The 20289-nt window shown below is 66.8% G+C and carries 21 protein-coding genes; 9 read left to right on the top strand and 12 right to left on the bottom strand.

Translation table 11 applies throughout. The features are described 5' to 3' along the window. Positions 1-53 precede the first annotated feature (53 nt). The 7 genes from betA to AC13F7_RS02590 all read right to left on the bottom strand — a co-directional run bounded on the left by betA (position 54) and on the right by AC13F7_RS02590 (position 8663). The gene (betA, locus tag AC13F7_RS02560; protein ID WP_482999144.1) at positions 54-1724 is read right to left on the bottom strand and encodes a choline dehydrogenase; all 1671 of its coding nucleotides are present in this window, start codon (positions 1722-1724) and stop codon (positions 54-56) included. 24 nt (positions 1725-1748) lie between these two features. Next, positions 1749-3221 (bottom strand): betaine-aldehyde dehydrogenase, encoded by a 1473-nt coding sequence (gene betB / locus AC13F7_RS02565; RefSeq protein WP_482999145.1) that lies wholly within the window; start codon positions 3219-3221, stop codon positions 1749-1751. A 34-nt stretch (positions 3222-3255) separates the two neighbouring features. After that, a complete protein-coding gene (gene betT / locus AC13F7_RS02570) occupies positions 3256-5235 on the bottom strand; it encodes a choline BCCT transporter BetT (protein WP_481470784.1) in 1980 nt (659 codons plus the stop codon). Positions 5236-5353: 118 nt separating this feature from the next. Further along, the gene (locus tag AC13F7_RS02575; RefSeq protein ID WP_481470792.1) at positions 5354-6091 is read right to left on the bottom strand and encodes an endonuclease/exonuclease/phosphatase family protein; all 738 of its coding nucleotides are present in this window, start codon (positions 6089-6091) and stop codon (positions 5354-5356) included. A gap of 50 nt (positions 6092-6141) precedes the next feature. Beyond that, positions 6142-6969: a thiol:disulfide interchange protein DsbA/DsbL gene (locus tag AC13F7_RS02580; RefSeq protein WP_481470785.1), complete on the bottom strand. Its 828-nt coding sequence runs from the start codon at positions 6967-6969 to the stop codon at positions 6142-6144. Between the two features lie 122 nt (positions 6970-7091). Next, on the bottom strand, positions 7092-7736 hold the full coding sequence (locus AC13F7_RS02585) for a thiol:disulfide interchange protein DsbA/DsbL (protein WP_481470786.1): 645 nt from the start codon (positions 7734-7736) through the stop codon (positions 7092-7094). 129 nt (positions 7737-7865) lie between these two features. After that, entirely contained in the window at positions 7866-8663 is a 798-nt protein-coding gene (locus tag AC13F7_RS02590) for a c-type cytochrome (protein ID WP_176988211.1), read from the bottom strand. A 155-nt stretch (positions 8664-8818) separates the two neighbouring features. Between AC13F7_RS02590 and yihA the strand changes: the two genes are divergently transcribed. Beyond that, the gene (gene yihA / locus AC13F7_RS02595; RefSeq protein WP_123730201.1) at positions 8819-9442 is read left to right on the top strand and encodes a ribosome biogenesis GTP-binding protein YihA/YsxC; all 624 of its coding nucleotides are present in this window, start codon (positions 8819-8821) and stop codon (positions 9440-9442) included. Positions 9443-9509: 67 nt separating this feature from the next. On the opposite strand, the gene AC13F7_RS02600 is transcribed toward yihA, so the two are convergent. The 3 genes from AC13F7_RS02600 to AC13F7_RS02610 form a co-directional block, all read right to left on the bottom strand. Then, the gene (locus tag AC13F7_RS02600; protein ID WP_482999146.1) at positions 9510-10487 is read right to left on the bottom strand and encodes an MBL fold metallo-hydrolase; all 978 of its coding nucleotides are present in this window, start codon (positions 10485-10487) and stop codon (positions 9510-9512) included. A 96-nt stretch (positions 10488-10583) separates the two neighbouring features. Further along, positions 10584-11417 (bottom strand): helix-turn-helix transcriptional regulator, encoded by an 834-nt coding sequence (locus tag AC13F7_RS02605; RefSeq protein WP_482999147.1) that lies wholly within the window; start codon positions 11415-11417, stop codon positions 10584-10586. Between the two features lie 3 nt (positions 11418-11420). Then, a complete protein-coding gene (locus tag AC13F7_RS02610; RefSeq protein ID WP_481470789.1) occupies positions 11421-12119 on the bottom strand; it encodes a VIT1/CCC1 transporter family protein in 699 nt (232 codons plus the stop codon). 163 nt (positions 12120-12282) lie between these two features. Here AC13F7_RS02610 and AC13F7_RS02615 point away from each other — a divergent pair, with 163 nt between their 5' ends. Then, positions 12283-13647, top strand: coding sequence for a glutamate--cysteine ligase (locus AC13F7_RS02615; RefSeq protein ID WP_482999148.1), 1365 nt, complete (start codon positions 12283-12285; stop codon positions 13645-13647). A gap of 66 nt (positions 13648-13713) precedes the next feature. On the opposite strand, the gene AC13F7_RS02620 is transcribed toward AC13F7_RS02615, so the two are convergent. Beyond that, positions 13714-14772, bottom strand: coding sequence for an NAD(P)-dependent alcohol dehydrogenase (locus AC13F7_RS02620; RefSeq protein ID WP_481470791.1), 1059 nt, complete (start codon positions 14770-14772; stop codon positions 13714-13716). A 106-nt stretch (positions 14773-14878) separates the two neighbouring features. Between AC13F7_RS02620 and AC13F7_RS02625 the strand changes: the two genes are divergently transcribed. The 7 genes from AC13F7_RS02625 (at position 14879) to AC13F7_RS02655 (ending at position 19712) form a co-directional block, all read left to right on the top strand. After that, on the top strand, positions 14879-15763 hold the full coding sequence (locus AC13F7_RS02625) for a LysR family transcriptional regulator (RefSeq protein ID WP_259259142.1): 885 nt from the start codon (positions 14879-14881) through the stop codon (positions 15761-15763). 69 nt (positions 15764-15832) lie between these two features. Continuing rightward, positions 15833-16108, top strand: coding sequence for a metal/formaldehyde-sensitive transcriptional repressor (locus AC13F7_RS02630; protein WP_019183747.1), 276 nt, complete (start codon positions 15833-15835; stop codon positions 16106-16108). A 55-nt stretch (positions 16109-16163) separates the two neighbouring features. Then, positions 16164-17273: an S-(hydroxymethyl)glutathione dehydrogenase/class III alcohol dehydrogenase gene (locus AC13F7_RS02635; RefSeq protein WP_346468653.1), complete on the top strand. Its 1110-nt coding sequence runs from the start codon at positions 16164-16166 to the stop codon at positions 17271-17273. Positions 17274-17321: 48 nt separating this feature from the next. Further along, positions 17322-18152 carry an S-formylglutathione hydrolase gene (gene fghA, locus AC13F7_RS02640; protein WP_482999149.1) on the top strand — a complete coding sequence of 277 codons (831 nt, stop codon included), beginning with the start codon at positions 17322-17324 and terminating at the stop codon, positions 18150-18152. Between the two features lie 139 nt (positions 18153-18291). Next, positions 18292-18522, top strand: coding sequence for a hypothetical protein (locus tag AC13F7_RS02645; RefSeq protein WP_482999150.1), 231 nt, complete (start codon positions 18292-18294; stop codon positions 18520-18522). Positions 18523-18561: 39 nt separating this feature from the next. Next, positions 18562-18936: a hypothetical protein gene (locus AC13F7_RS02650; protein WP_482999151.1), complete on the top strand. Its 375-nt coding sequence runs from the start codon at positions 18562-18564 to the stop codon at positions 18934-18936. After that, positions 18849-19712 (top strand): diguanylate cyclase, encoded by an 864-nt coding sequence (locus tag AC13F7_RS02655; protein WP_482999152.1) that lies wholly within the window; start codon positions 18849-18851, stop codon positions 19710-19712. The genes AC13F7_RS02650 and AC13F7_RS02655 overlap by 88 nt, the downstream gene beginning before the upstream one ends. A 70-nt stretch (positions 19713-19782) precedes the next feature. On the opposite strand, the gene AC13F7_RS02660 is transcribed toward AC13F7_RS02655, so the two are convergent. Beyond that, a complete protein-coding gene (locus tag AC13F7_RS02660) occupies positions 19783-20229 on the bottom strand; it encodes a universal stress protein (protein ID WP_482999153.1) in 447 nt (148 codons plus the stop codon). Positions 20230-20289 lie beyond the last annotated feature (60 nt).

The following is a 20289-nucleotide window of genomic DNA, read 5'->3' on the forward strand; positions in this document are numbered from 1 at the left end:
GGTATCGGTAGTGCCGGCCAACGGCCGGCACCTACCGATCAATCACGCACGCCTCAGCGCCGGGCCGGTGCATCCCCGGCGACGTAATACGCGGCGGTACTGCGCGGCAGCGGCGCCCGCCCACGAATGCGATCAGCGATCTTCTCGGCGATCATGATCGTGGTGGCGTTGAGGTTGCCGGTGATGATGCGCGGCATGATCGAGGCGTCGACCACGCGCAGGCTTTCCATGCCATGCACGCGGCCCTGGCCGTCCACCACGCTCATCGCGTCGGTTCCCATTGCACACGAACAGGACGGGTGGTACGCGGTTTCGGCATGTGCGCGCACGAACGCATCCAGTTCCGCATCGGTCTGGCATTCGGCGCTCGGGCTGATCTCGCGGCCACGGAATTCGTCCAGTGCGGGCTGCGCGATGATCTCCCTCGTGATCCGCAGCGCATCGCGGAACTCCTGCCAGTCCTGATCGGTGGACTGGTAGTTGAACAGAATCGAGGGGTGCTCACGTGGGTCCAGCGACTTGGCATGCACGTGGCCGCGACTGGGCGTGCGCATCGAGCCGACATGCGCCTGGAAGCCGTGTTCCTTGACCGCATTGGTGCCGTTGTAATTGATCGCCACCGGCAGGAAGTGGTACTGGATGTTGGGCCAGTCGAAGTCCTCGCGGGTGCGGATGAAACCACCGGCTTCGAACTGATTGCTGGCGCCGATGCCGGTACCGGCGAACAGCCATTCCGCACCGATCGCCGGCTGGTTCCACCACTGCAGGGCCGGGTACAGCGAGACCGGCTTCTTGCAGGCGTACTGCATGTACACCTCCAGGTGATCCTGCAGGTTCTCGCCCACGCCAGGCAGATCGTGCACCAGCGGTACGCCGAGCGCGGCCAACAGCGCGGGTGCGCCCACGCCGGAGCGCTGCAGGATCTGCGGCGAGGCGATCGCGCCGGCGCACAGCAGCACCTCGCGGCGCGCATGGGCATCGATCGGCTCGACGCTGTTGCCGGCCAGGTAGCGCACGCCCACCGCGCGCTTGCCGGCGAACAGGATGCGGTCGGTGGTGGCGTGCACCACGATCTCCAGCCCCTCGCGGTCCTTGGCCATGTCTAGATAGCCGCGTGCGGTACTGGAACGGCGCCCGCGCGGGGTCACCGTGCGGTCCATCGGGCCGAAGCCTTCCTGCTGGTAGCCGTTGAGGTCATCGGTACGTGGGTAGCCGGCCTGCACACCGGCCTCGACCATCGCGTGGAACAGCACGTTGTTGCCCTTCTTCGGCGTGGCCACGCTGACCGGGCCATCGCCGCCATGGTAGTCGTTCGGGCCGATGTCGCGGGTTTCCGCCTTGCGGAAGTAGGGCAGCACGTCGTGGTAGCTCCAGTCCTCCAGCCCGTCGAAGCTGGCCCACTGATCGAAGTCCATCGCGTTGCCGCGGATGTAGCACATGCCGTTGATCAGCGAGGAGCCGCCCAGACCCTTGCCGCGGCCGCATTCCATGCGCCGGTTGTTCATGTAGGGCTCCGGCTCGGTTTCATACGCCCAGTTGTAGCGGCGGCCCTGCAGCGGATAGGCCAGTGCGGCCGGCATCTGGGTGCGGAAATCCATCCGGTAATCCGGGCCCCCGGCTTCCAGCAGCAGCACGCTGACGCCGGCGTCTTCGGTGAGGCGCGCGGCCAGTGTGTTGCCGGCCGAACCGGCGCCGATGATGATGTAGTCGTACTCGCGCTTCATCGCGGTGTCTCCTGGTAAGGCCGGTTAGAACACCGACGCGTAGCGGTCCAGCTCGATCTGGATGGATTTGGTGCGGGTATAGGCGCGCAGCGTGGCGAGCCCGTTTTCGCGGCCGACACCGGACTGCTTGTAGCCGCCCACCGGCATCTGCGCCGGCGATTCGCCCCAGCTGTTGACCCAGCAGATACCGGCCTCGAGCTGGTGGATCAGCCGGTGCGCGCGGGCCAGGTCGGGGGTCACCACGCCGGCGGCCAGGCCGTAATCGGTCGCGTTGGCGCGGCGCACGGCCTCGTCTTCGTCGTCGTAGGCGAGCAGGCTCATCACCGGCCCGAAGATTTCCTCGCGCACGATGCGCATGTCATCGCGGCAATCGCTGAAGATGGTCGGTGCCACATAGCAGCCCTTGCCCAGCGCGCCGTCGGTCAGCCGTTCGCCGCCGCAGACCAGCCGTGCACCCTCGGCCTTGCCGCTGCCGATGTGCTCCAGCACGCGCTGCATGTGCGCGGCGCTGACCAGCGGGCCGAAGTTGGTGTCCTTGGCCAGCGGGTCACCAATGCGGATGCGCTGGACCCGTTCCAGCAGCTTGGCTTCGAACGCGGCCAGCGTGCTGCGCGGCACCAACACGCGGGTACCGTTGGTGCACACCTGGCCGGAGCTGTAGAAGTTGGCCATCATCGCCACGTCGGCGGCCAGGTCCAGATCGGCGTCCGCGCAGATGATCAGCGGCGACTTGCCGCCCAGCTCCATGGTGACGTCCTTGAGCGTGGAGCTGGAGGCACTGGCCATCACCTTGCGGCCGGTCGCGGTGCCGCCGGTGAAGGAGATTTTCTCGATCAGCGGGTGCTCGGTCAGTGCCGAACCGACGCCGGCACCATCGCCGGGCAACACGTTGAACACGCCATCGGGCAGGCCGGCCTCGGTGAAGATCTCTGCCAGCTTCAGCGCGGTCAACGGCGTCACTTCGCTGGGCTTGAAGATCATCGCGTTGCCGGCGGCCAGCGCCGGGGCAGCCTTCCACAGCGCGATCTGGATGGGGTAGTTCCAGGCGCCGATCGCCCCGACCACGCCCAGCGGTTCCTGGCGCGTGTAGAAGAAGCTGCTCTCGCGCAGCGGCACCTGGCTGCCTTCCAGCCCGTGCATGACGCCGGCGTAGTACTCCAGCACGTCCGCGCCGGTGACCACGTCCACGCTGAGCGTTTCGCTCAGGGCCTTGCCGGTGTTGCGCGATTCCAGTTCCGCGAGTGCATCGTTGCGCTCGCGCAGCAGCGCCACGGCCCGCAGCAGGATGCGCGAGCGCTCCACGGTGGTCAGCGCGGCCCACACTTTCTGGCCGGCCTGGGCGCTTTCCACGGCGGCGTCCAGATCGTCGCTGCTGGCGCTGTGGACGTTGGCGAGCAGCTCGCCGTTGGCCGGATTGATGACCTCGAAGGTCTTTCCGCCCTGGGAGGGAACGTAGCGGCCGCCGATGTACAGCAGCTGGTCGGGGAGGGTAGGCATGTCGATGACTCCTTTGCAGCGGGAGATCAGTGCGTCAACGCGTGAGATGCAGGAACTGCAGGTGACGCTCGTACTGATCGATGATGTCGTTGATGATCTGCTGGCGGCTGTAGCCGAACAGCTCGTAGTCCTGTCCACCTTCATAGAGGTGCACTTCGGCGCGGTAGTAACGCTGGTTGCGGAAGCGCTGCGCGGCGAAGGAGGGGGTGAGATAGCCGCGCATGATCACCTGGTAGGTGAACACCTGCTGCTCGCCGTGATCCACGGTGAGTTCCATCTCGCCCGGCTCGAACTTCGTCTGCACATCCAGGCCCTGTTCGAGCAACTGCGCCGCGACGGCTTCGATCGCCGGCTTCACATCGGTATCCATGAACCGGTACACCTCGTCGCGTACCGGGAAATGCACCGCCTGGGTGATGCGCTGGCGCCAGCCGCGCTGATGTCTGGACTGCCCGATCAACGGGATCGGTGAGTACTGCGAGGCCTTCTTGCGCTGCGACTCTTCGCCCAGCGCACGGGTCAGGCCCCACAGCATCAGCAGCAGGACCACCGAGAAGGGCAGCGAGGCCAGCACCACCGCGGATTTGAGCGCATCCATGCTGCCCGCCAGCAGCAGCCCGGCGGTGACCAGACCGGTCATCACGCCCCAGAACACGCGCAGCCAGCGCGGGCCGTCGTCTTCTGGATTGCCGCCCTGCGAGGACAGCGTGGACAGCACCACCGTGCCGGAATCGGCCGAGGTGACGAAGAAGATGAAGCTGACGATCACCGTGACCGCGATGACGGTGCGGCTCCACGGATAGCTTTCCAGCAGTGCGTACAGCACGGTCGGTGGATTCTCCACCGCCATCTGTGCCAGGTGCACCTGGTCGTGGTGCAGGATCTGATCCAGCGCGCTGTTGCCGAAGATCGACAGCCACGCCAACGTGAAACCGAGCGGAATCAGCAGCACGCCGAGCACGAACTCGCGGATGGTGCGCCCACGCGAGATGCGCGCGATGAACAGGCCCACGAATGGCGCCCAGCCGATCCACCAGGCCCAGTAGAACACCGTCCAGTTGCCCAGCCAGTCCGGGCGGCCGCCGTAGGCGTACACATCGAAACTCTTGCCGACCACGTTGCCCAGGTAGTCACCCATGTTCTGCATGAAGGCATTGAGCAGGTACTGGGTGGGGCCGGCGAACAGCATGAACAGCAGCAGCGAGATCGCCAGCAGCATGTTGATGTTGGACATCCAGCGCACGCCTTTCTCCACACCGGATACGGCCACGGTGATCGCCGCGCCCATCATCAGTACGATCAGGCCGACCTGCACCCAGGCCGCATGCGGCACCGGGAACAAGGTATTCAGGCCGGCGTTGAGATGCAGCACGCCGAAGCCCATGTCCGCGCCGAGGCCGAACACGGTGGCCACGATGCCCAAGGCATCCACGGTGTAGCCGATCGGCCCGTTGATGCGCTTGCCGATCAGCGGGTACAGCGCCGAGCGCAGCGCCAGCGGCAGGTTGTGACGGTAGGCGAAGTAGGCCAGCGCCATCGCGGCCAGTGCGAACACGCCCCAGCCGTGCAGACCCCAATGCAGGAACAGCAGCTGCATCGCCTGGCGCGCGCTGGCTTCGCCACTGCCGGTGCCGCCCTGCGGCGGCAGCAGGTAATGGGTCAGCGGCTCGGAGACGCAGAAGAAGAACAGGGTGATGCTGATGCCGGCGGCGAACAGCATGCCGGCCCAAGAGAGATAGCTGAACTCTGGCTCGTCATGGTCTGCGCCCAGCTTGACGTTGCCATAGCCGGACAGCGCCACGCCGACCACGAACACCAGATACACGGTCATGGCCAGCAGGTAATACCAGCCGACATTGCGCGAGGCCCAGGTCTGGGCGTCGAGGAGCATGACACCGGCGTCGATGGGAAACGCGGTGACCAGAATGGCGAATGCCGCCACGAGGGTGGCGGCAAGCAGGAACACGGGTCGAAGCGTGCGCACCTCGGGCAGAGGCGGCTCCACGGTACTCATGGGGGGAGGGATACTCTGGTGCCGGTCCGGCGGACGGCGGATTTATCGCACAGGCGCTGTGGACAGCCTGTTTAGATGCTCACGATGCCCGCCGCGCAAGGGCGGCGGGTGGCATGGCTCAGCGCAGCGCGCTGGTGGGAACGTCGATCGACATCGCCAGCGCGAGATGATCGGAGAACGCGGCGGGCACTGCTTCGGCGCTGCGTTGCTGCAGGCCATTGCTGAGCAGGATGTGGTCAATGGCCCGGTCCGGGCGCCAGCTGGGGAAGGTCGGCACCACGCAGCCAGGCGGCTGCAGCGTCGTCTTCTGGTACAGCACCTGCATTTCCGGCCGTTCGGCCAGGCAGTTGAAATCGCCCATCAGCACCGCGTTGGGGTGGTCGGCGAGCAGATCGGCAATGAAGGCCAATTGCGACATGCGCGAATTGGTCCCCAACGACAGATGCGCTACCGCTACCGCCAAGCCCTGGCTGCCTTCACCGAACTTGGCCAGCAACACGCCGCGCCCGCCGATCCGGCCAGGCAGGGCGTGGTCCTGGACCTCGACCGGCTCGAGCTTGCTGAGCAGGCCGTTGGCGCTGGAGGCCACCCCGCCCATCCGGCGGTTGGGCTGGTGGCTCCAGTAATTGAAGCCGGCGCGCTCGGCCAGATAGTGGGTCTGGTTGGTGAAACCCGAGCGCAGGCTGCCGGGGTCGGCCTCCTGCAGGCCGACGATGTCGTGTTCGCGGGCCATCTGCGCGATGGCATCCAGGCTGGTTCGCTTGCGCCCGGCCGGCAGTGCGTGCGACCAGCTGCGGGTCACATAGTCACTGTAGCGGCGGGTGCTCGAACCGGCCTGGATATTGGCCGTCAGCAGGCGCAGGGTCCGCGTGTGGGGGGAATTCACGACGGTTCGCTATGCCAGGATCAGTTGGCCTTGCCGGCGCGTTCGCGTGCGATCAGGTGATCGGCGATGCGCAGCATGTCCGGGAAGCTCTTGCCCTTGACCAGGTACTTGCCGTTGACGATCACCGACGGGGTGCCCGAGATCTTGCTGCGCTGGGCGAACTGCTTGGCCGAGTTGGTCTTGGCGTTGATCGCGAAGCTGCCCATGGTGGCGGCGAACTGCTTCGGGTCGGCACCGTGCTTGGCGTAGAAGTTGGCGATGTCCTCGACCGAATCGCGGCCGCGCTCGCCCTTCAGGCTCTGCTCGGCGTGGATGGCGGCGTACAGCGCTTCGTGGGTCTTTTCCTGCAGGCCCATGCTCTGTGCCGCGTAGAACGCGCGGCCGTAGTCATCCCAGGTGCCGCCGAACATGGCCGGTACATAGACGAAGTTCACATCGCTCGGCAGGCCGGCCTTCCACGGCCCGATCAGCGGCTGGAACGCGGCGCAGGCCGGGCAGACGTAACCGAAGATCTCAGCGACTTCGATCTTGCCCGCTGCCGGCTGGAACGGCTGGCCGTTCTCGATCACCACATAGTCGGTGCCGGCAACCGGCTCCGGGCCGGTCGGGCGCGAAGAGGCCGGGGCCGGCGCCGGGGTGGTGGCTTCGGCGGCAGCGGTCTCGGCGGCGGCGGTTTCACCGCTGGCGGCCGGGGCCTGCTCGGTCGGCGTCGCCGGCTCGGCCGCAGGCGTGCTGCTCGGGGTGGCCGGTTCGGCCGGGGCGGTGGTGTTGGCGGTACCGTCCTGGGCCTTGCACGCGGCCAGGATCGGCAGCAGGGCCATGAGCGTAATGGCGAAACGGGTCTTCATCGAGGGATCTCCAGCGGATGAGCATGGTGGGGCCGATACTGGGAGCATCGGCCAGGGAAGCATGATGACACGCGGAAACGAGCGTCCCGCGTGCACGGTGCGTGATGGTTCAGCGAGCGCTGTTAGAGCGCCTTGCCGCTGCGCGCGCGCGCGATCAGGGCATCTGCATTGCGCAGCATCGACTCGAACGAGTCGCCCTTGACCAGGTACACGCCGTTGATGATCAACGTCGGCGTGCCCGGCACCTTGGTGCGCAGGGCGAAGGCGCGGGCCGCCTTGACCCTCGCGTCCACCGCATCGCTCTTGAGCGCGGCGATGTACTGCGGCGGCGCCACACCGAAGCCCTGGTAGAACGCGGCCAGTTCGTCCGGCGAGACGTTCTGCATCGGCAGCGAGCCCTTCTCATGCAGGGCATCGAACATGGCGCGGTGGCTGCGCTTGGCCACGCCCAGCTGATCGGCGGCGTAGTAGGCGCGGGCGAACGAATCCCACACGCCCCCGAAAGCGGCCGGCACCGGGGTGAAGCGGACATCCTTGGGCAGCTTGGCCGCCCAGGCTTCCAGCTGCGGCTCGAAGTGCGCGCAGTGCGGGCAGGTGTAGCCGAACATCTCCACGACTTCGATCTTGCCGGCCAGCGGCGCGAACGGACCGGCATCGGCGATGCGGTCGTAATCCTTGCCCTCCACCAGCGGTGTCGGGGTGGCAGCGAGGGTGCTCAACGGGCTCAGGGCCAGCAGCAGCAACATCAGGCGGGGCATCAACGTCATCTACATCCATCTCCATACAGAAAAAACGACGCCGGCCCAGTCGCCGGCGTGGCAGTGAACATACCCCGCCAGCCACGGCGGTCGCATCTGTCATCCGACCAAGGGGATGCGCTGCGGTGCGGGCGGTGGTTACGGTGCCTGCGTGCCCCCGGCAACGGTGGCCGCAGCGGCGACATCATCGGCGCGGTTGTGCAGGCCCTGCAGATAGCTGGCCAGGGCCTGGATCTCCTGCTCGGTCAGCGACTTGGCGATCGTGGCCATGATCTGGAAGTGCGCCTTGTCGGTTTCCTGGGTGGTCCCGGCCTGGTACTCCTGCAGCCGGCGCGCGACATACGCCGAATGCTGTCCACTGATATGCGGGTAGGCCGGGCCCGGGTTGCCGGCACCGGTCGGGCCGTGGCAGGCCATGCAGGCCGGAATCCCGCGCTCGGCATCGCCGCCGCGGTACAGCTGCTGGCCGATCTCAAAGAACTTCTTGCCGGCGTACGGGCCTTCGGTCACCGCGCCATCGTCGGCGATGCCGGCGGTGGCCTTCTGGGTGGCGAAGTAGGCGCCGATGTCGCGCATGTCCTGCGGGGTAAGGTCCTGCACGAACGGCACCATCGCCGCCGAGGCCCCGGAGGTACGCTGGCCATTGGCGATCAAGGCCATCTGCTGCGCGCTGTAGCGCTCGCTCTGGCCGGCGATGCTCGGGTACATCTCCACCGTGGAATTGCCATCGGCCGAGTGGCAGGCCGCGCAGGCCGCCGCCTTGGTCTGCCCGGCCTTGGGATCGCCCCAGGTGGTTTTGCTGAAATCGACCTCCAGCGAGGCGGTCTTGATCGGCCCGTTGTCCGGCAGGGGCGTGATCGAGGTCTGGGCAACGGCAACGGCGGCGAGCAGCGAGACAGCAAGTGCGGAAACGGCAAGAACGCGAGCATGGCGCATGCGGAAGCTCCGTGTGGACCGGCCTGGCGGTTGCGGGACCGCAACCACGGGGATCGCCCGATTATCAACGCCGTTTCACGCCACGGTCAACGCAGGGTGCAGCAAAACCGAGCGCGGGCAGCGCGGATCGGGCCCGGACATGCGATCCTATACCCATGTCATTGCTCCTCGAACGCGCCCAATACCTGCTTTCGGCCCACAACACCCGGCAATTGCCGGACGACGTGGGCGCGGAAGTCGCCTTTGCCGGTCGCTCAAATGCTGGCAAGTCCAGTGCCCTCAACGCCCTGACCCGCCAGAACAGCCTGGCCCGGGTCTCCAAGACCCCCGGCCGCACCCAGCAGCTGGTGTTCTTCGAGGTCACCCCGGAGGCCAAGCTGGTCGATCTGCCCGGCTATGGCTATGCCAAGGTCCCGCTGGATCTGCAGGCGCACTGGCAGGCCTTCATCGACCAGTACTTCCGTACCCGCGAGGCCCTGCGTGGCCTGGTGGTGGTGATGGACATCCGTCACCCGCTGAAGGACTACGACCGCCAGATGCTTGCCTATGCAGTGCAGCGTGGCCTGCCGGCGCACGCGCTGCTGACCAAGGCCGACAAGCTCGGCCGTGGTCAGCAGGGCATCGCCCTGCAGAAGGTGCGCAAGGAACTGCAGTCCTCCTTCGGCGATACCGTCAGCGTGCAGACCTTCTCCGGTCCCGCCCGCCAGGGCGTAGATGAAGCCCGCGGCATCATCGGCGGCTGGCTGGGCCTGAACAAGCCGGCGCCGGAAGCGGTCTGATCCCAGACGTCGCGGCGGTCCAACGGACCGCGCGATGCGGGTAGTGCCGGCCGCTGGCCGGCTCCCATCATTTCGCCGGCAACGGCGCGAATTCGCCCGGTACCCAGGCGAATGCCTCCCCTTCGCGACGCACATGCCCCAGCCCCGGGAAGGGCAGGTGCGCGCCGGCTACCCACCAGCCCTGGTCCGCCGCCTGCGCCATCATCCGGCGCCGGCTGGCGATCGCGGCGACGCGGTCGCTGTCCGCTTCAAACGACGCCTGAGGCTGCGCGAACTGCACCGCGTGGAAATGCACGAGGTCGCCCCACACCAGCAACTGCTGGCCGGTGCCGCCATCGATCTGGTACGAGACATGGCCGACCGTGTGGCCATGGCTGTCCAGCGCGGTGATGCCGGTCGGCAACGTGTCGCCAGATGCAAAGCGCTTCAGCTTCCCACTGGCTTCGTACGGCGCCACCGCCTTGCGCGCCAATGCGAAGGCGAAGCGCACGCCCTGCGGCGCGGTCGCTTCGCTGGCCGGGTCCAGCCAGTACGCCGCGTCGGCAGCCGACAGCCACACCGTCGCATTCGGATAGGCAACCGTGCCCTTCGCATCAAGCAGGCCACACAGGTGGTCCGGATGGGCGTGGGTCAGCACGACATCGTCCACCTCGGCCGGGTCGTAGCCGGCCTTGCGCAGGTTGCCCAGCACCTGGCCCAGGCCGGGGCCGAAGCACTGCGCGGTGCCGGTATCGACCAGGGTCAGGTGATTGCCCTGCTGCACCAGGTACGCATTGACCGCCGTCTGCAGGCCCTTGCCATCCTCGGGCACATAGCGGTGATCGAGCAGCCGGGTGACCGCGCCGGGGGCGATTCCGACCAGCTCCTGGCGGCCCAGCGCCACCGTGCCATCGAACAGCGCGGTGACCTGCAGCGTGCCGATGGTCTGGTGATACACGCCGGGGACCTGCTCGTGCGGGGTGTGCGTGGTGGTGGCCAGCGCGGGGCTGGCGACAACGGCCAACAGCACGGCGGCGGCAAGCGTGCGAACGCGGGGGAAGGGCATGACAGATTCCGGACAGGGCGGCAGCGCCGCGGTGCCTCCATGCTGCGCGTCCTGTTCGCTGCGTTCCGCTCAGAATGCCGCGCGATCCGCTCGCACTCAGCTGTTGCCGATCGCCGCCGGTTCCAGCCCGTAACGTTCGGCGAAGCGCTTGTTGAAGCTGCCCAGCGAGCGGTAGCCCACGCGCGCGGCCACGGTCTTCAACGGCAGCCGGGTGGTGTAGAGCAGGCCCATCGCATGCGCGAGCCGCGCATCGGTGATCAGTTCGCGCACGCTGGAGTGTTCGCTGGCCAAGCGCCGGCGCAGCGTGGCACCGCTGAGGCCCAGCTGCGCTTCGAAATCGCGTGACTGCCAATCGCGCTCGGGCTGGGCTGCGATCAGATCGCGGATGCGATCACCCAGGCTCGGCTCGGGTGGAACCAGCAGGCTGCCGTGCCCGCGCCGGCAGAAGGCCACGGCAAGCGAGGCCAGGGCCAACCGTGCTTCGGTGTAGTGACCGTGTTCCAGCGCCTGCCGCCACTGCAGCAGGGTCGCGCCATGCTCGGCCAGTGGCAGCCTGGCCAGTGCATCACCGGCTTCGGGCAGTGGTTCGTTCCACAGCGCCCGGGCGGCCGTGAGCGCCTCGGCGCACATCGGCACGATCGCGCTGAGATAGAGGCCGCTATGCGGATCGGGAATGTTGACCACATCGATGCGACAGCGGCGGGTGATCAGGAACAGATCGCCCGGTGCGAATTCCAGCGACTGCTGCGCGGTGCGCACCTGCTTGCGCCCCTGCAGCAGGATCGCGAACTGCGGCTGCGGAATCTCCACGGAGGAGGCGCCATGCTCGCGGCGCGCGGTGATGCACGCATAGCCATCGGCGCGCTGGCAGTCAGCCAGGCTGGCCATTGTCGCCAGCAGCGAGGTAGTTGTATCGATCGGCGCGGACATCGCTCAGCCCGCCACGTTGAACAGTTGGCCGACCAACGCGGCCGCGGCCATCGCGATCGCGCCCCAGAACGTGACGCGCAACGCACCGCGCAGACGTGGCGCACCGCCGGCATGGGCGGCCAGCGTGCCGGTCAGGCACAGCCCCAGCAGCGTCACCACGGTGGTGGCCTGGCCGACGACAGCATGCGGCGCGAGCAAGGCGGTCAGCACCGGCAACGCAGCGCCACTGACAAACGCGCCGGCCGAGGCCATGGCAGCCTGCATCGGGCGCGCGCGCAGTTCCTCGGTGATGCCCAGCTCATCGCGGGCATGCGCCCCCAGTGCGTCGTGTGCGGTGAGCTGGGTGGCCACTTCATGTGCCAGTTCGGGGCTAAGCCCGCGATGCCGGTAGATTGCCGCCAGCTCTTCCAGCTCGCTATGCGGGTCTTCGTGCAGTTCGCGCCTCTCCACTGCCAGGTCGGCCCGCTCGGTGTCGGCCTGGGACTGCACCGAGACATACTCGCCGGCCGCCATCGACATCGCGCCGGCCACGGTCCCGGCGATGCCGGTGGCCAGAATCGTCGAAGCCGAGGCGCCACTGGCAGCGATGCCGACTACCAGGCCAGCCACCGAGACGATGCCGTCGTTGGCGCCGAGCACGGCGGCACGCAGCCAGCCGACACGGTCGGAGCGATGGACTTCCGGATGTCGGGATCGGCTCATGGGGTCAGTTTAGGGCCAGGGCAGCGTCAAGCCCATGCCAGTAGGATGCTGAAAACCGTCACGGTGACACGACGGCAGGGGACGCCACGATATAGTGCGCCCTTGCGATGCGGGGGCGTGAACCCCATATCCCCGCCCTGACCAGAATTCTGCGAGCCTCCCCTTGTCGAGCCCCAGCCACGTCGCCGAGACGCCGATCACCGACCGTAATGAACTGGTCGCCACGTTGGCCTCCGGCGAAAAGCCCCAGGCGCAGTGGCGCATCGGCACCGAGCACGAGAAGTTCGGCTTCCGCCTGGATGACCTGCGCCCGCCCACCTTCGACGGTGACCGCGGCATCGAAGCACTGCTCAAAGGCCTGACCCGCTTTGGCTGGGATCCCGTGGAAGAGGGCGGCCACACCATCGCGCTGCTGCGCGACAACGCCTCGGTGACGCTGGAACCGGCCGGCCAGCTGGAGTTGTCCGGCGCAGCGGTGGATACCATCCACCAGACCTGCGTGGAAACCGGCACCCACCTCAACGAAGTGGCGCAGGTCGCCGGCGAACTGCAGCTGGGCTTCCTCGGCATGGGCTTCCAGCCGAAGTGGGCCCGCGATGAAATGCCGTGGATGCCCAAGGGCCGCTACAAGATCATGCGCGAGTACATGCCCAAGGTCGGCACGCTCGGCCTGGACATGATGACCCGCACCTGCACGGTGCAGGTCAATCTGGATTACGCCACCGAAGCGGACATGGTGAAGAAGTTCCGCGTGTCGCTGGCGCTGCAGCCGATCGCTACTGCGCTGTTCGCCGATTCGCCGTTCACCGAAGGCGCGCCGAACGGCTACCAGAGCTACCGCTCGCACATCTGGACCGACACCGACAACGACCGCACCGGCATGCTCGACTTCGTGTTCGAAGACGGCTTCGGCTATGAGCGATACGTCGATTACCTGCTGGATGTGCCGATGTACTTCTCCTACCGCGATGGCAAGTACCACGATGCCAGCGGCCAGAGCTTCCGCGATTTCATGGTCGGCAAGCTGCCGGTGCTGCCGGGCCAGCTGCCCACGCTGCGCGACTGGTCCGACCACATGACCACCGCCTTCCCGGAAGTGCGGCTGAAGAAGTACCTGGAAATGCGCGGTGCCGATGCCGGCCCGTGGAGCCGCCTGTGCGCGCTGCCCGCGTTCTGGGTGGGCCTGCTGTATGACGATGCCGCGCTGGATGCGGCGTGGGACCTGGTGCGTGATTTCAGCCTGGTCGAGCGCAACGTCCTGCGCGATGGTGTGCCGAAGCATGGCTTGAAGCTGCCCTTCCGCAACGGCACCGTGCTGGACCTGTCGCGCGAAGCGTTGAAGATCGCGGTAGCCGGGCTCAAGCGCCGCGCCGCGCGCAATGCCGACGGTCAGGACGAAAGCAAGTTCCTGGAGGTGTTGCAGGAGATCGTCGATTCCGGATTGACCCCGGCCGATCGCAAGCTGGCGCTGTTCCATGGGGAGTGGGGCGGCAACATCGATCCGGTGTTCAAGCAATTCGCGTACTGATCGCGCATTGATCGACACGAAAAACCCCGGCATCGCCGGGGTTTTTTTGTTGCAGACGCGGTCGAATCAGGCCGCCTTCTCAAGCGTGGCCATGTCGATCACGAAGCGGTAGCGCACGTCATTCTTCGCCATGCGCTCCCAAGCCTCGTTGACGGTCTTGATGTCGATCACTTCGACGTCGCTGACGATGTTGTGCTCGGCACAGAAGTCCATCATTTCCTGCGTCTCAGCCATGCCGCCGATCGCCGAACCGGTGATGTGCTTGCGGCCGAAGATCACGCTGACGCCGGTCGGCGGCGGATCCAGCTCGGTCAACACGCCGACCAGGCACATGGTCGCATCGCGCTTGAGCAACGCCATGTACGGGTTGGTGTCGTGACCGACCGGGATGGTGTTGAGCAGGAAGTCGAAGCTGCCCGCGTGGGCCTTCATCTGCGCCGGATCGCGCGAGACCAGCACTTCATCGGCGCCCAGGCGCTTGGCGTCGGCACCCTTTTCCGGGGTGGTGGTGATCATCACCACGGTGGCGCCCATCGCCTTGGCGAACTTCACGCCCATGTGGCCCAGGCCACCCAGACCGATCACACCGACTTTCTGGCCGGGGCCGACCTTCCAGTGGCGCAGCGGCGAATAGGTGGTGATGCCGGCGCACAGCAGCGGCGCGGCGGCCTTGAGATCGAGCGTCTCGGACACCTTCACCACGAAGCGCTGCTCGACCACGATGTGGTCGGAGTAGCCGCCGAAGGTCGGCTGGCCGCTGTCACGCTCGGTGCTGTTGTAGGTGTAGGTGGCACCCTTCTCGCAGTATTGCTCGAGATCTTCATCGCAGGCGGCGCAGTGGCGGCACGAATCGACCATGCAGCCGACGCCGGCGAAGTCGCCGACCTTGAAGCGGGTGACATTGGCGCCGACCTCGGTCACGCGGCCGATGATCTCGTGGCCGGGCACCATCGGGAACTGGGCACCGCCCCAGTCGTCGCGGGCCTGGTGCAGATCGGAGTGGCAGATGCCACTGAAGAGAATCTCGATACGGACGTCATCGGGGCCGGCCGGGCGACGTTCAAAGGAGAACGGCACCAATGGAGCGGTCTGGTCGTGCACCGCATAACCGTGGGCGAGGGACATGGGGGATCCTTGGCAGGTTTGTAGAAAGGCGCTTTACAATACGCCCCGATCCCGTGCACAAAAAGTCAGGATATCGGCATGATTCATCAAGTGAAACGGGATAATCATGGCCACTGACAACCTGACCCATCTGGCTGCCTTCGCCGCGGTGGCCCGCCATCGCAGCTTCCGCAAGGCCGGTGCTGAGCTTGCGCTGTCCACCTCGGCAGTCAGCTATGCGATCCGCGCGCTGGAAGAGCGCCTGGGCGTGGGCCTGTTCCACCGCACCACCCGCAGCGTGGCCCTCACTGAGGCCGGCCAGCGCCTGCTGGAGCGTCTGCAACCCGCGCTCGGGCAGGTGCATGACGCATTGGAAGAAATGAATCACTTCCGTGCGGCACCGGCTGGCTTGTTGCGCATCAACGCGACCCGCGCCGCCGTGCAGACCCAGTTGGGCCCACGGCTGGCGAAGTTCCTGCTCGCGCATCCGGATGTGCGTCTGGAGCTCGCCCAGGATGACGGTCTGGTCGATATCGTCGCCGGCGGTTACGACGCCGGTGTGCGGCTGCACGAATCGGTGCCGGAAGACATGGTGGCCGTTCCACTGGGGCCGGCGCTGCGTGGTTTGATCGTGGGCGCGCCGGCGTATCTGGCAGGGCGCGAGATACCGCGGCACCCCCGTGATCTGCATCACCATGAGTGTGTGCGGTTCCGCTTCGCCAGCGGCCATCTGTACAAGTGGCAGTTCGAACGCGATGGTCAAGCGCTGGAAATCGACGTGCCCGGGCGGCTCACGCTGGGTGATCAGAACACGATCCTGCAGGCGGTGGTCGACGGGTTGGGGTTGGCCTATGTGCTGGAAGATTCCGCGCGCCCGTATCTGGATGACGGCCGGCTGGTGGCGGTGCTGGAAGACTGGAGCGAGCCGTTCGCGGGCTTTGCGGTGTACTACCCGCGACAGCGGCAGATGTCGTCGGCGCTGCGGGCGTTCATTGATCTGCTGCGAGGGTAGTGGCACGACAGGGGCGGTTTCACGGATGCTTTATACTCACCCCCAGTATAGTTAACTGGTCTTGCCCCCATGCCCCATTCACCGCAGGAAAAAAAGCGTGTTCTCGCCCGGGTCCGTCGGATCCGTGGTCAGTGCGATGCGCTGGACCGCGCGCTGGAAGCCGGGGCCGAGTGCGGACCGGTGCTGCAGCAGATCGCCGCGATCCGCGGTGCCGTCAACGGGCTGATGTCCGAAGTGATGGAAGCGCATCTGCGCGAAGAGTTCGGGCAGCCGGCCCAATCCGATGCGCAGCGCGACGAACGCGTGCGCGAGATGAGCATGCTGATCCGGTCCTACCTCAAATGAGTGCGCGGACAACCGCGTGCTGCCACATTCTGTTCCCTGCCTTGGAGTGCTCCCCATGAAATCCCGTGCCGCTGTTGCCTTCGCCGCTGGCGAACCGCTCAAGATCGTCGAGATCGACGTCGCCCCGCCGCAGAAGGGTGAAGTGCTGGTCAAGATCACCCACACCGGCGTCTGCCACACCGATGCGTTCACCCTGTCCGGCGATGATCCGGAGGGCCTGTTCCCGGCCGTACTCGGCCATGAAGGCGCGGGCATCGTGGTCGAAGTGGGTGAGGGCGTCACCAGCGTCAAGCCGGGTGACCACGTGATCCCGCTGTACACCGCTGAGTGCGGCGAGTGCCTGTTCTGCAAGAGTGGCAAGACCAACCTGTGCGTGGCCGTGCGTGCCACGCAGGGCAAGGGTGTGATGCCCGATGGCACCACCCGCTTCAGCTACAACGGCGAGCCGATCTATCACTACATGGGCTGCTCGACCTTCAGCGAGTACACCGTGGTGGCCGAAGTCTCGCTGGCCAAGATCAATCCGGACGCCAATCCGGAACACGTGTGCCTGCTCGGCTGTGGCGTGACCACCGGCATCGGCGCGGTGCACAACACCGCCAAGGTGCAGGAAGGCGATTCGGTGGCGGTGTTCGGGCTGGGCGGCATCGGCCTGGCGGTGATCCAGGGCGCGCGTCAGGCCAAGGCCGGCCGTATCTTCGCGATCGATACCAACCCGTCCAAGTTCGAGCTGGCCAAGCAGTTCGGCGCGACCGACTGCGTCAACCCGAAGGACCATGACAAGCCGATCCAGCAGGTCATCGTGGAGATGACCACCTGGGGCGTGGACCATACCTTCGAGTGCATCGGCAACGTCAACGTGATGCGTGCGGCGCTGGAATGCGCGCACCGTGGCTGGGGCCAGTCCGTGGTGATCGGTGTGGCCGGCTCGGGTCAGGAAATCTCGACCCGTCCGTTCCAGCTGGTCACCGGCCGCTCGTGGAAGGGCACCGCCTTCGGTGGCGTCAAGGGCCGCAGCCAGCTGCCGGGCATGGTCGAGGATGCGATGAAGGGCGACATCGAACTGGCCCCGTTCGTGACCCATACGATGGGCCTGGACGAGATCAACGAGGCGTTCGATCTGATGCACGAAGGCAAGTCGATCCGCTCGGTCGTACATTTCTGAGCCACTGCGGGCGTCGCGTGGTCCGCGCCGCCCCTACGGAGAACCATCATGGAACGCATCGAACATCGCGCCGCGTCCGGCGGTTGGCAGGACGTGTATCGCCACACCTCGCAGGTGCTGGGCTGCGACATGAACGTCGCCGTCTATCTGCCGCCGCAGGCCGCCACGCAGAAGCTGCCGGTGCTGTACTGGCTCAGCGGGCTGACCTGCAACGAGCAGAACTTCATCACCAAGGCCGGCGCGCAGCGTTATGCGGCCGAGCATGGCGTGATCCTGGTCGCGCCGGACACCAGCCCGCGCGGCGATGATGTCGCCGATGCGGAAGGCTACGACCTGGGCAAGGGTGCTGGTTTCTATTTGAACGCCAGCGAGCAGCCGTGGGCGGCGCACTACCGCATGTACGACTATGTGGTGGACGAGCTGCCTGCCTTGATCGAGGCACATTTCCAGACGACGGGCGCCCGCAGCATCAGTGGCCACTCGATGGGCGGCCATGGCGCGCTGGTGATCGCATTGAAGAATCCCGGTCGCTACAAAAGCGTCTCGGCGTTCTCGCCGATCGTCGCGCCGACCCGCGTGCCGTGGGGCCAGAAGGCGTTCACCGCGTATCTGGGCGAGGACCGCGCCAGCTGGGCGGCGTGGGACGCCAGCGAGCTGGTGACCAGCGCCACCGAGCGCCTGCCGTTGCTGGTCGATCAGGGCGGTGGCGATGAGTTCCTCGACACCCAACTGCAGCCGCAGTGGCTGCAGGCGGCCTGCACCGCGGCCGGTCATCCGCTGACGCTGCGCCTGCAGCCCGGCTACGACCACAGCTACTACTTCATCAGCAGCTTCATCGGCGAGCACATCGCGCACCACGCCAAGGCGTTGTACGCCTGAGGCATAGCGTTCGACTACCCGTTTGGGGCCGGCCGGCAGGGTGGCGTGCCGTGGCGACGTCAACGCGGGATGACTTGATCCCGCGCCGCGCAGTAACCTTGTATGTTGGACACAACGCCGCATCGGGGTAGGAAGCCGCATGGTGGTCTGGCTGTCGCTGCTGTACCTGCTGTGCCATGGCATCGCGCTGGTGCTGATGCCCGCGCATGCGCTGCCGGTGTCCTATGTGTTCCTGATCGGAGCGCCCCTGCTGGCCGGGCTGGCCTGTGTGTGGCGGGGCCGCCGCAGCGCGTCGATCGTCGGCTGGGTCGCGATGGCGCTGGGCACGGGGCTGTGGGCGGCCGGCATGGCGCTGAACATGTATCAGTAGGTCGGCCGCGGCAATGCCGATGCGACGCCGGGGCTTGGCATGCTGTTGTACGTGCTGTACGGCGTGCCGCTCACATTTGCGATGGCCCATCCCCGGCAGGAGCCGTGGTATCTCAGTCTGATCGATGCGCTGCTCGCGCTGCTGCTGGGCTACCTGTTCTTCCTCTATACCTTCTCGTTCGCCACGCTCAGCGATGCGGGCGAGGACGGGATCGCACCCTTGCGGCTGATGTTCGATGTGGAGAACATTTTCATCGCCGTCTTTGCGCTGCTGCGCTGGGGGCGAGCGAAGATCCTTCACGGCGCGTGTTCTTCCGCACGTTGTGCGTGTTCGCCTGGGTGTACCTGGGCGTTGCCGCGTACATCAACTACGTCGAGACGGAGGGCGGCTACGGCGGCCTGGTCGATCTGCTGATCGATGTCCCGTTCCTGTTGCTGGCGATCATGGCGCTGCGGCCTTCTCGACGCAGTGAAGTGCGTGTGCCGCGCGCGCTGGTGATGGCCGTGCGTGCCGGGAGCCCCTTGATCCTTGCCCTGTCGCTGGTGGTGGTGTCGGCATTGATGGTGCGCGAGCATCCCTATCTGGCCGTGGCCGGGTTTGCATTGGCCACCGTTGGGTCGGGCCTGCGCAGCGTGTTGATGCAGATGCGTTCGTTCGCGCGGCAGGACCAGCTCGATGCACTGTCGCGGATCGACAGCCTTACCGGCGTGGCCAACCGACGCCAGTTCGACCATAGCCTGCGTGATGCGTGGGAGCAGGCGCGGCGAAGCGGGCAGGGGATCGCGTTGCTGATGGTCGATATCGACTGCTTCAAGGCGTTCAACGACCGCTTCGGGCACCCGGCCGGCGATCAATGCCTGCGCCTGGTCGCTGCAACGTTGGCGGGGTGCGCGGTGCGCAGCACGGATCTGGTTGCCCGGTATGGCGGTGAGGAATTCGCCGTGGTGGTTGCATCCACGCCGCTGGCAGGCGCCCGTGCACTTGCCGAGCGCATGCGCCATGCGGTGGAGCAGCTGCAGTTGCCATCGGCTGAGCCGGGACGAGCGGTGACGATCAGCATCGGCGTCGCGACCGTGCCGAAGGTGTTGCAAGCTGATCCTGCCGAGCTGCTGGCGGCGGCGGATGCCGCGCTGTACGCCGCCACGCGGGGCGGGCGTAATCGCGTGGACGCGGGCGGCGAGCCGCGCTGAGCGCGATCACCGCCCGACGCCGGGCCAAGGCACGGCCGCGGCCGATGGTTGACGGCACGCCGGCGTTCGCTCAGGCATCGCCGCCGCGCACTTCAACCAGCACCGGGCAGGGCGCATGGTCCACCGTCCATTGCCCGACCGAGCGGTCCAGCAGGCGCTCCATCCGCGAGAGGTGGCGGTGGCCGATGACGATCAGGTCGCAGCCGTGCTGGCGGGCGTAGTCGCAGATCACCTCGGCCGGTTCGCCGGCCGGGTGATGCCCGAGGCCATCGATGCCGCGCTCGCGCAGGCTGCCCAGCGCGGTGGCCAGCAGACGCTCGGCCTGGTGGACCTGATCATCGGCGGCCGGGTATTCGGCATGGTCGGCACGCGGTGCGTCATCGGCCAGCGCGAAGGCGGGATCCAGCACGCACAGCAGGTGCAGGCGCGAGGCAGGGCCGGCCAGCGATCCGGCCAGCGCCAGGACCTGTGCGTGCTGCGGGCCGCCATCGAGGGCCACTAGAATCTTGGTGAACATCGGCATTCTCGGGAGAGGGGCCGCTAGGGTCGCCCACTGCCTGCGCTGGACCCATACCGT

It is taken from the genome of Stenotrophomonas sp. K-6 (assembly GCF_056861555.1).

Coding starts and splice junctions, on each gene's coding strand:
- AC13F7_RS02645 (WP_482999150.1), top strand. CDS start 18,292: ATGGTGGTCTGGCTGTCGCTGCTGTACCTGCTGTGCCATGGCATCGCG.
- AC13F7_RS02605 (WP_482999147.1), bottom strand. CDS start 11,417: ATGTCCGCGCCGATCGATACAACTACCTCGCTGCTGGCGACAATGGCC.
- AC13F7_RS02610 (WP_481470789.1), bottom strand. CDS start 12,119: ATGAGCCGATCCCGACATCCGGAAGTCCATCGCTCCGACCGTGTCGGC.
- betA (WP_482999144.1), bottom strand. CDS start 1,724: ATGAAGCGCGAGTACGACTACATCATCATCGGCGCCGGTTCGGCCGGC.
- fghA (WP_482999149.1), top strand. CDS start 17,322: ATGGAACGCATCGAACATCGCGCCGCGTCCGGCGGTTGGCAGGACGTG.
- yihA (WP_123730201.1), top strand. CDS start 8,819: ATGTCATTGCTCCTCGAACGCGCCCAATACCTGCTTTCGGCCCACAAC.
- betT (WP_481470784.1), bottom strand. CDS start 5,235: ATGAGTACCGTGGAGCCGCCTCTGCCCGAGGTGCGCACGCTTCGACCC.
- AC13F7_RS02585 (WP_481470786.1), bottom strand. CDS start 7,736: ATGACGTTGATGCCCCGCCTGATGTTGCTGCTGCTGGCCCTGAGCCCG.
- AC13F7_RS02580 (WP_481470785.1), bottom strand. CDS start 6,969: ATGAAGACCCGTTTCGCCATTACGCTCATGGCCCTGCTGCCGATCCTG.
- AC13F7_RS02635 (WP_346468653.1), top strand. CDS start 16,164: ATGAAATCCCGTGCCGCTGTTGCCTTCGCCGCTGGCGAACCGCTCAAG.
- AC13F7_RS02590 (WP_176988211.1), bottom strand. CDS start 8,663: ATGCGCCATGCTCGCGTTCTTGCCGTTTCCGCACTTGCTGTCTCGCTG.
- AC13F7_RS02660 (WP_482999153.1), bottom strand. CDS start 20,229: ATGTTCACCAAGATTCTAGTGGCCCTCGATGGCGGCCCGCAGCACGCA.
- AC13F7_RS02620 (WP_481470791.1), bottom strand. CDS start 14,772: ATGTCCCTCGCCCACGGTTATGCGGTGCACGACCAGACCGCTCCATTG.
- AC13F7_RS02650 (WP_482999151.1), top strand. CDS start 18,562: ATGCTGTTGTACGTGCTGTACGGCGTGCCGCTCACATTTGCGATGGCC.
- AC13F7_RS02625 (WP_259259142.1), top strand. CDS start 14,879: ATGGCCACTGACAACCTGACCCATCTGGCTGCCTTCGCCGCGGTGGCC.
- AC13F7_RS02630 (WP_019183747.1), top strand. CDS start 15,833: ATGCCCCATTCACCGCAGGAAAAAAAGCGTGTTCTCGCCCGGGTCCGT.
- AC13F7_RS02600 (WP_482999146.1), bottom strand. CDS start 10,487: ATGCCCTTCCCCCGCGTTCGCACGCTTGCCGCCGCCGTGCTGTTGGCC.
- betB (WP_482999145.1), bottom strand. CDS start 3,221: ATGCCTACCCTCCCCGACCAGCTGCTGTACATCGGCGGCCGCTACGTT.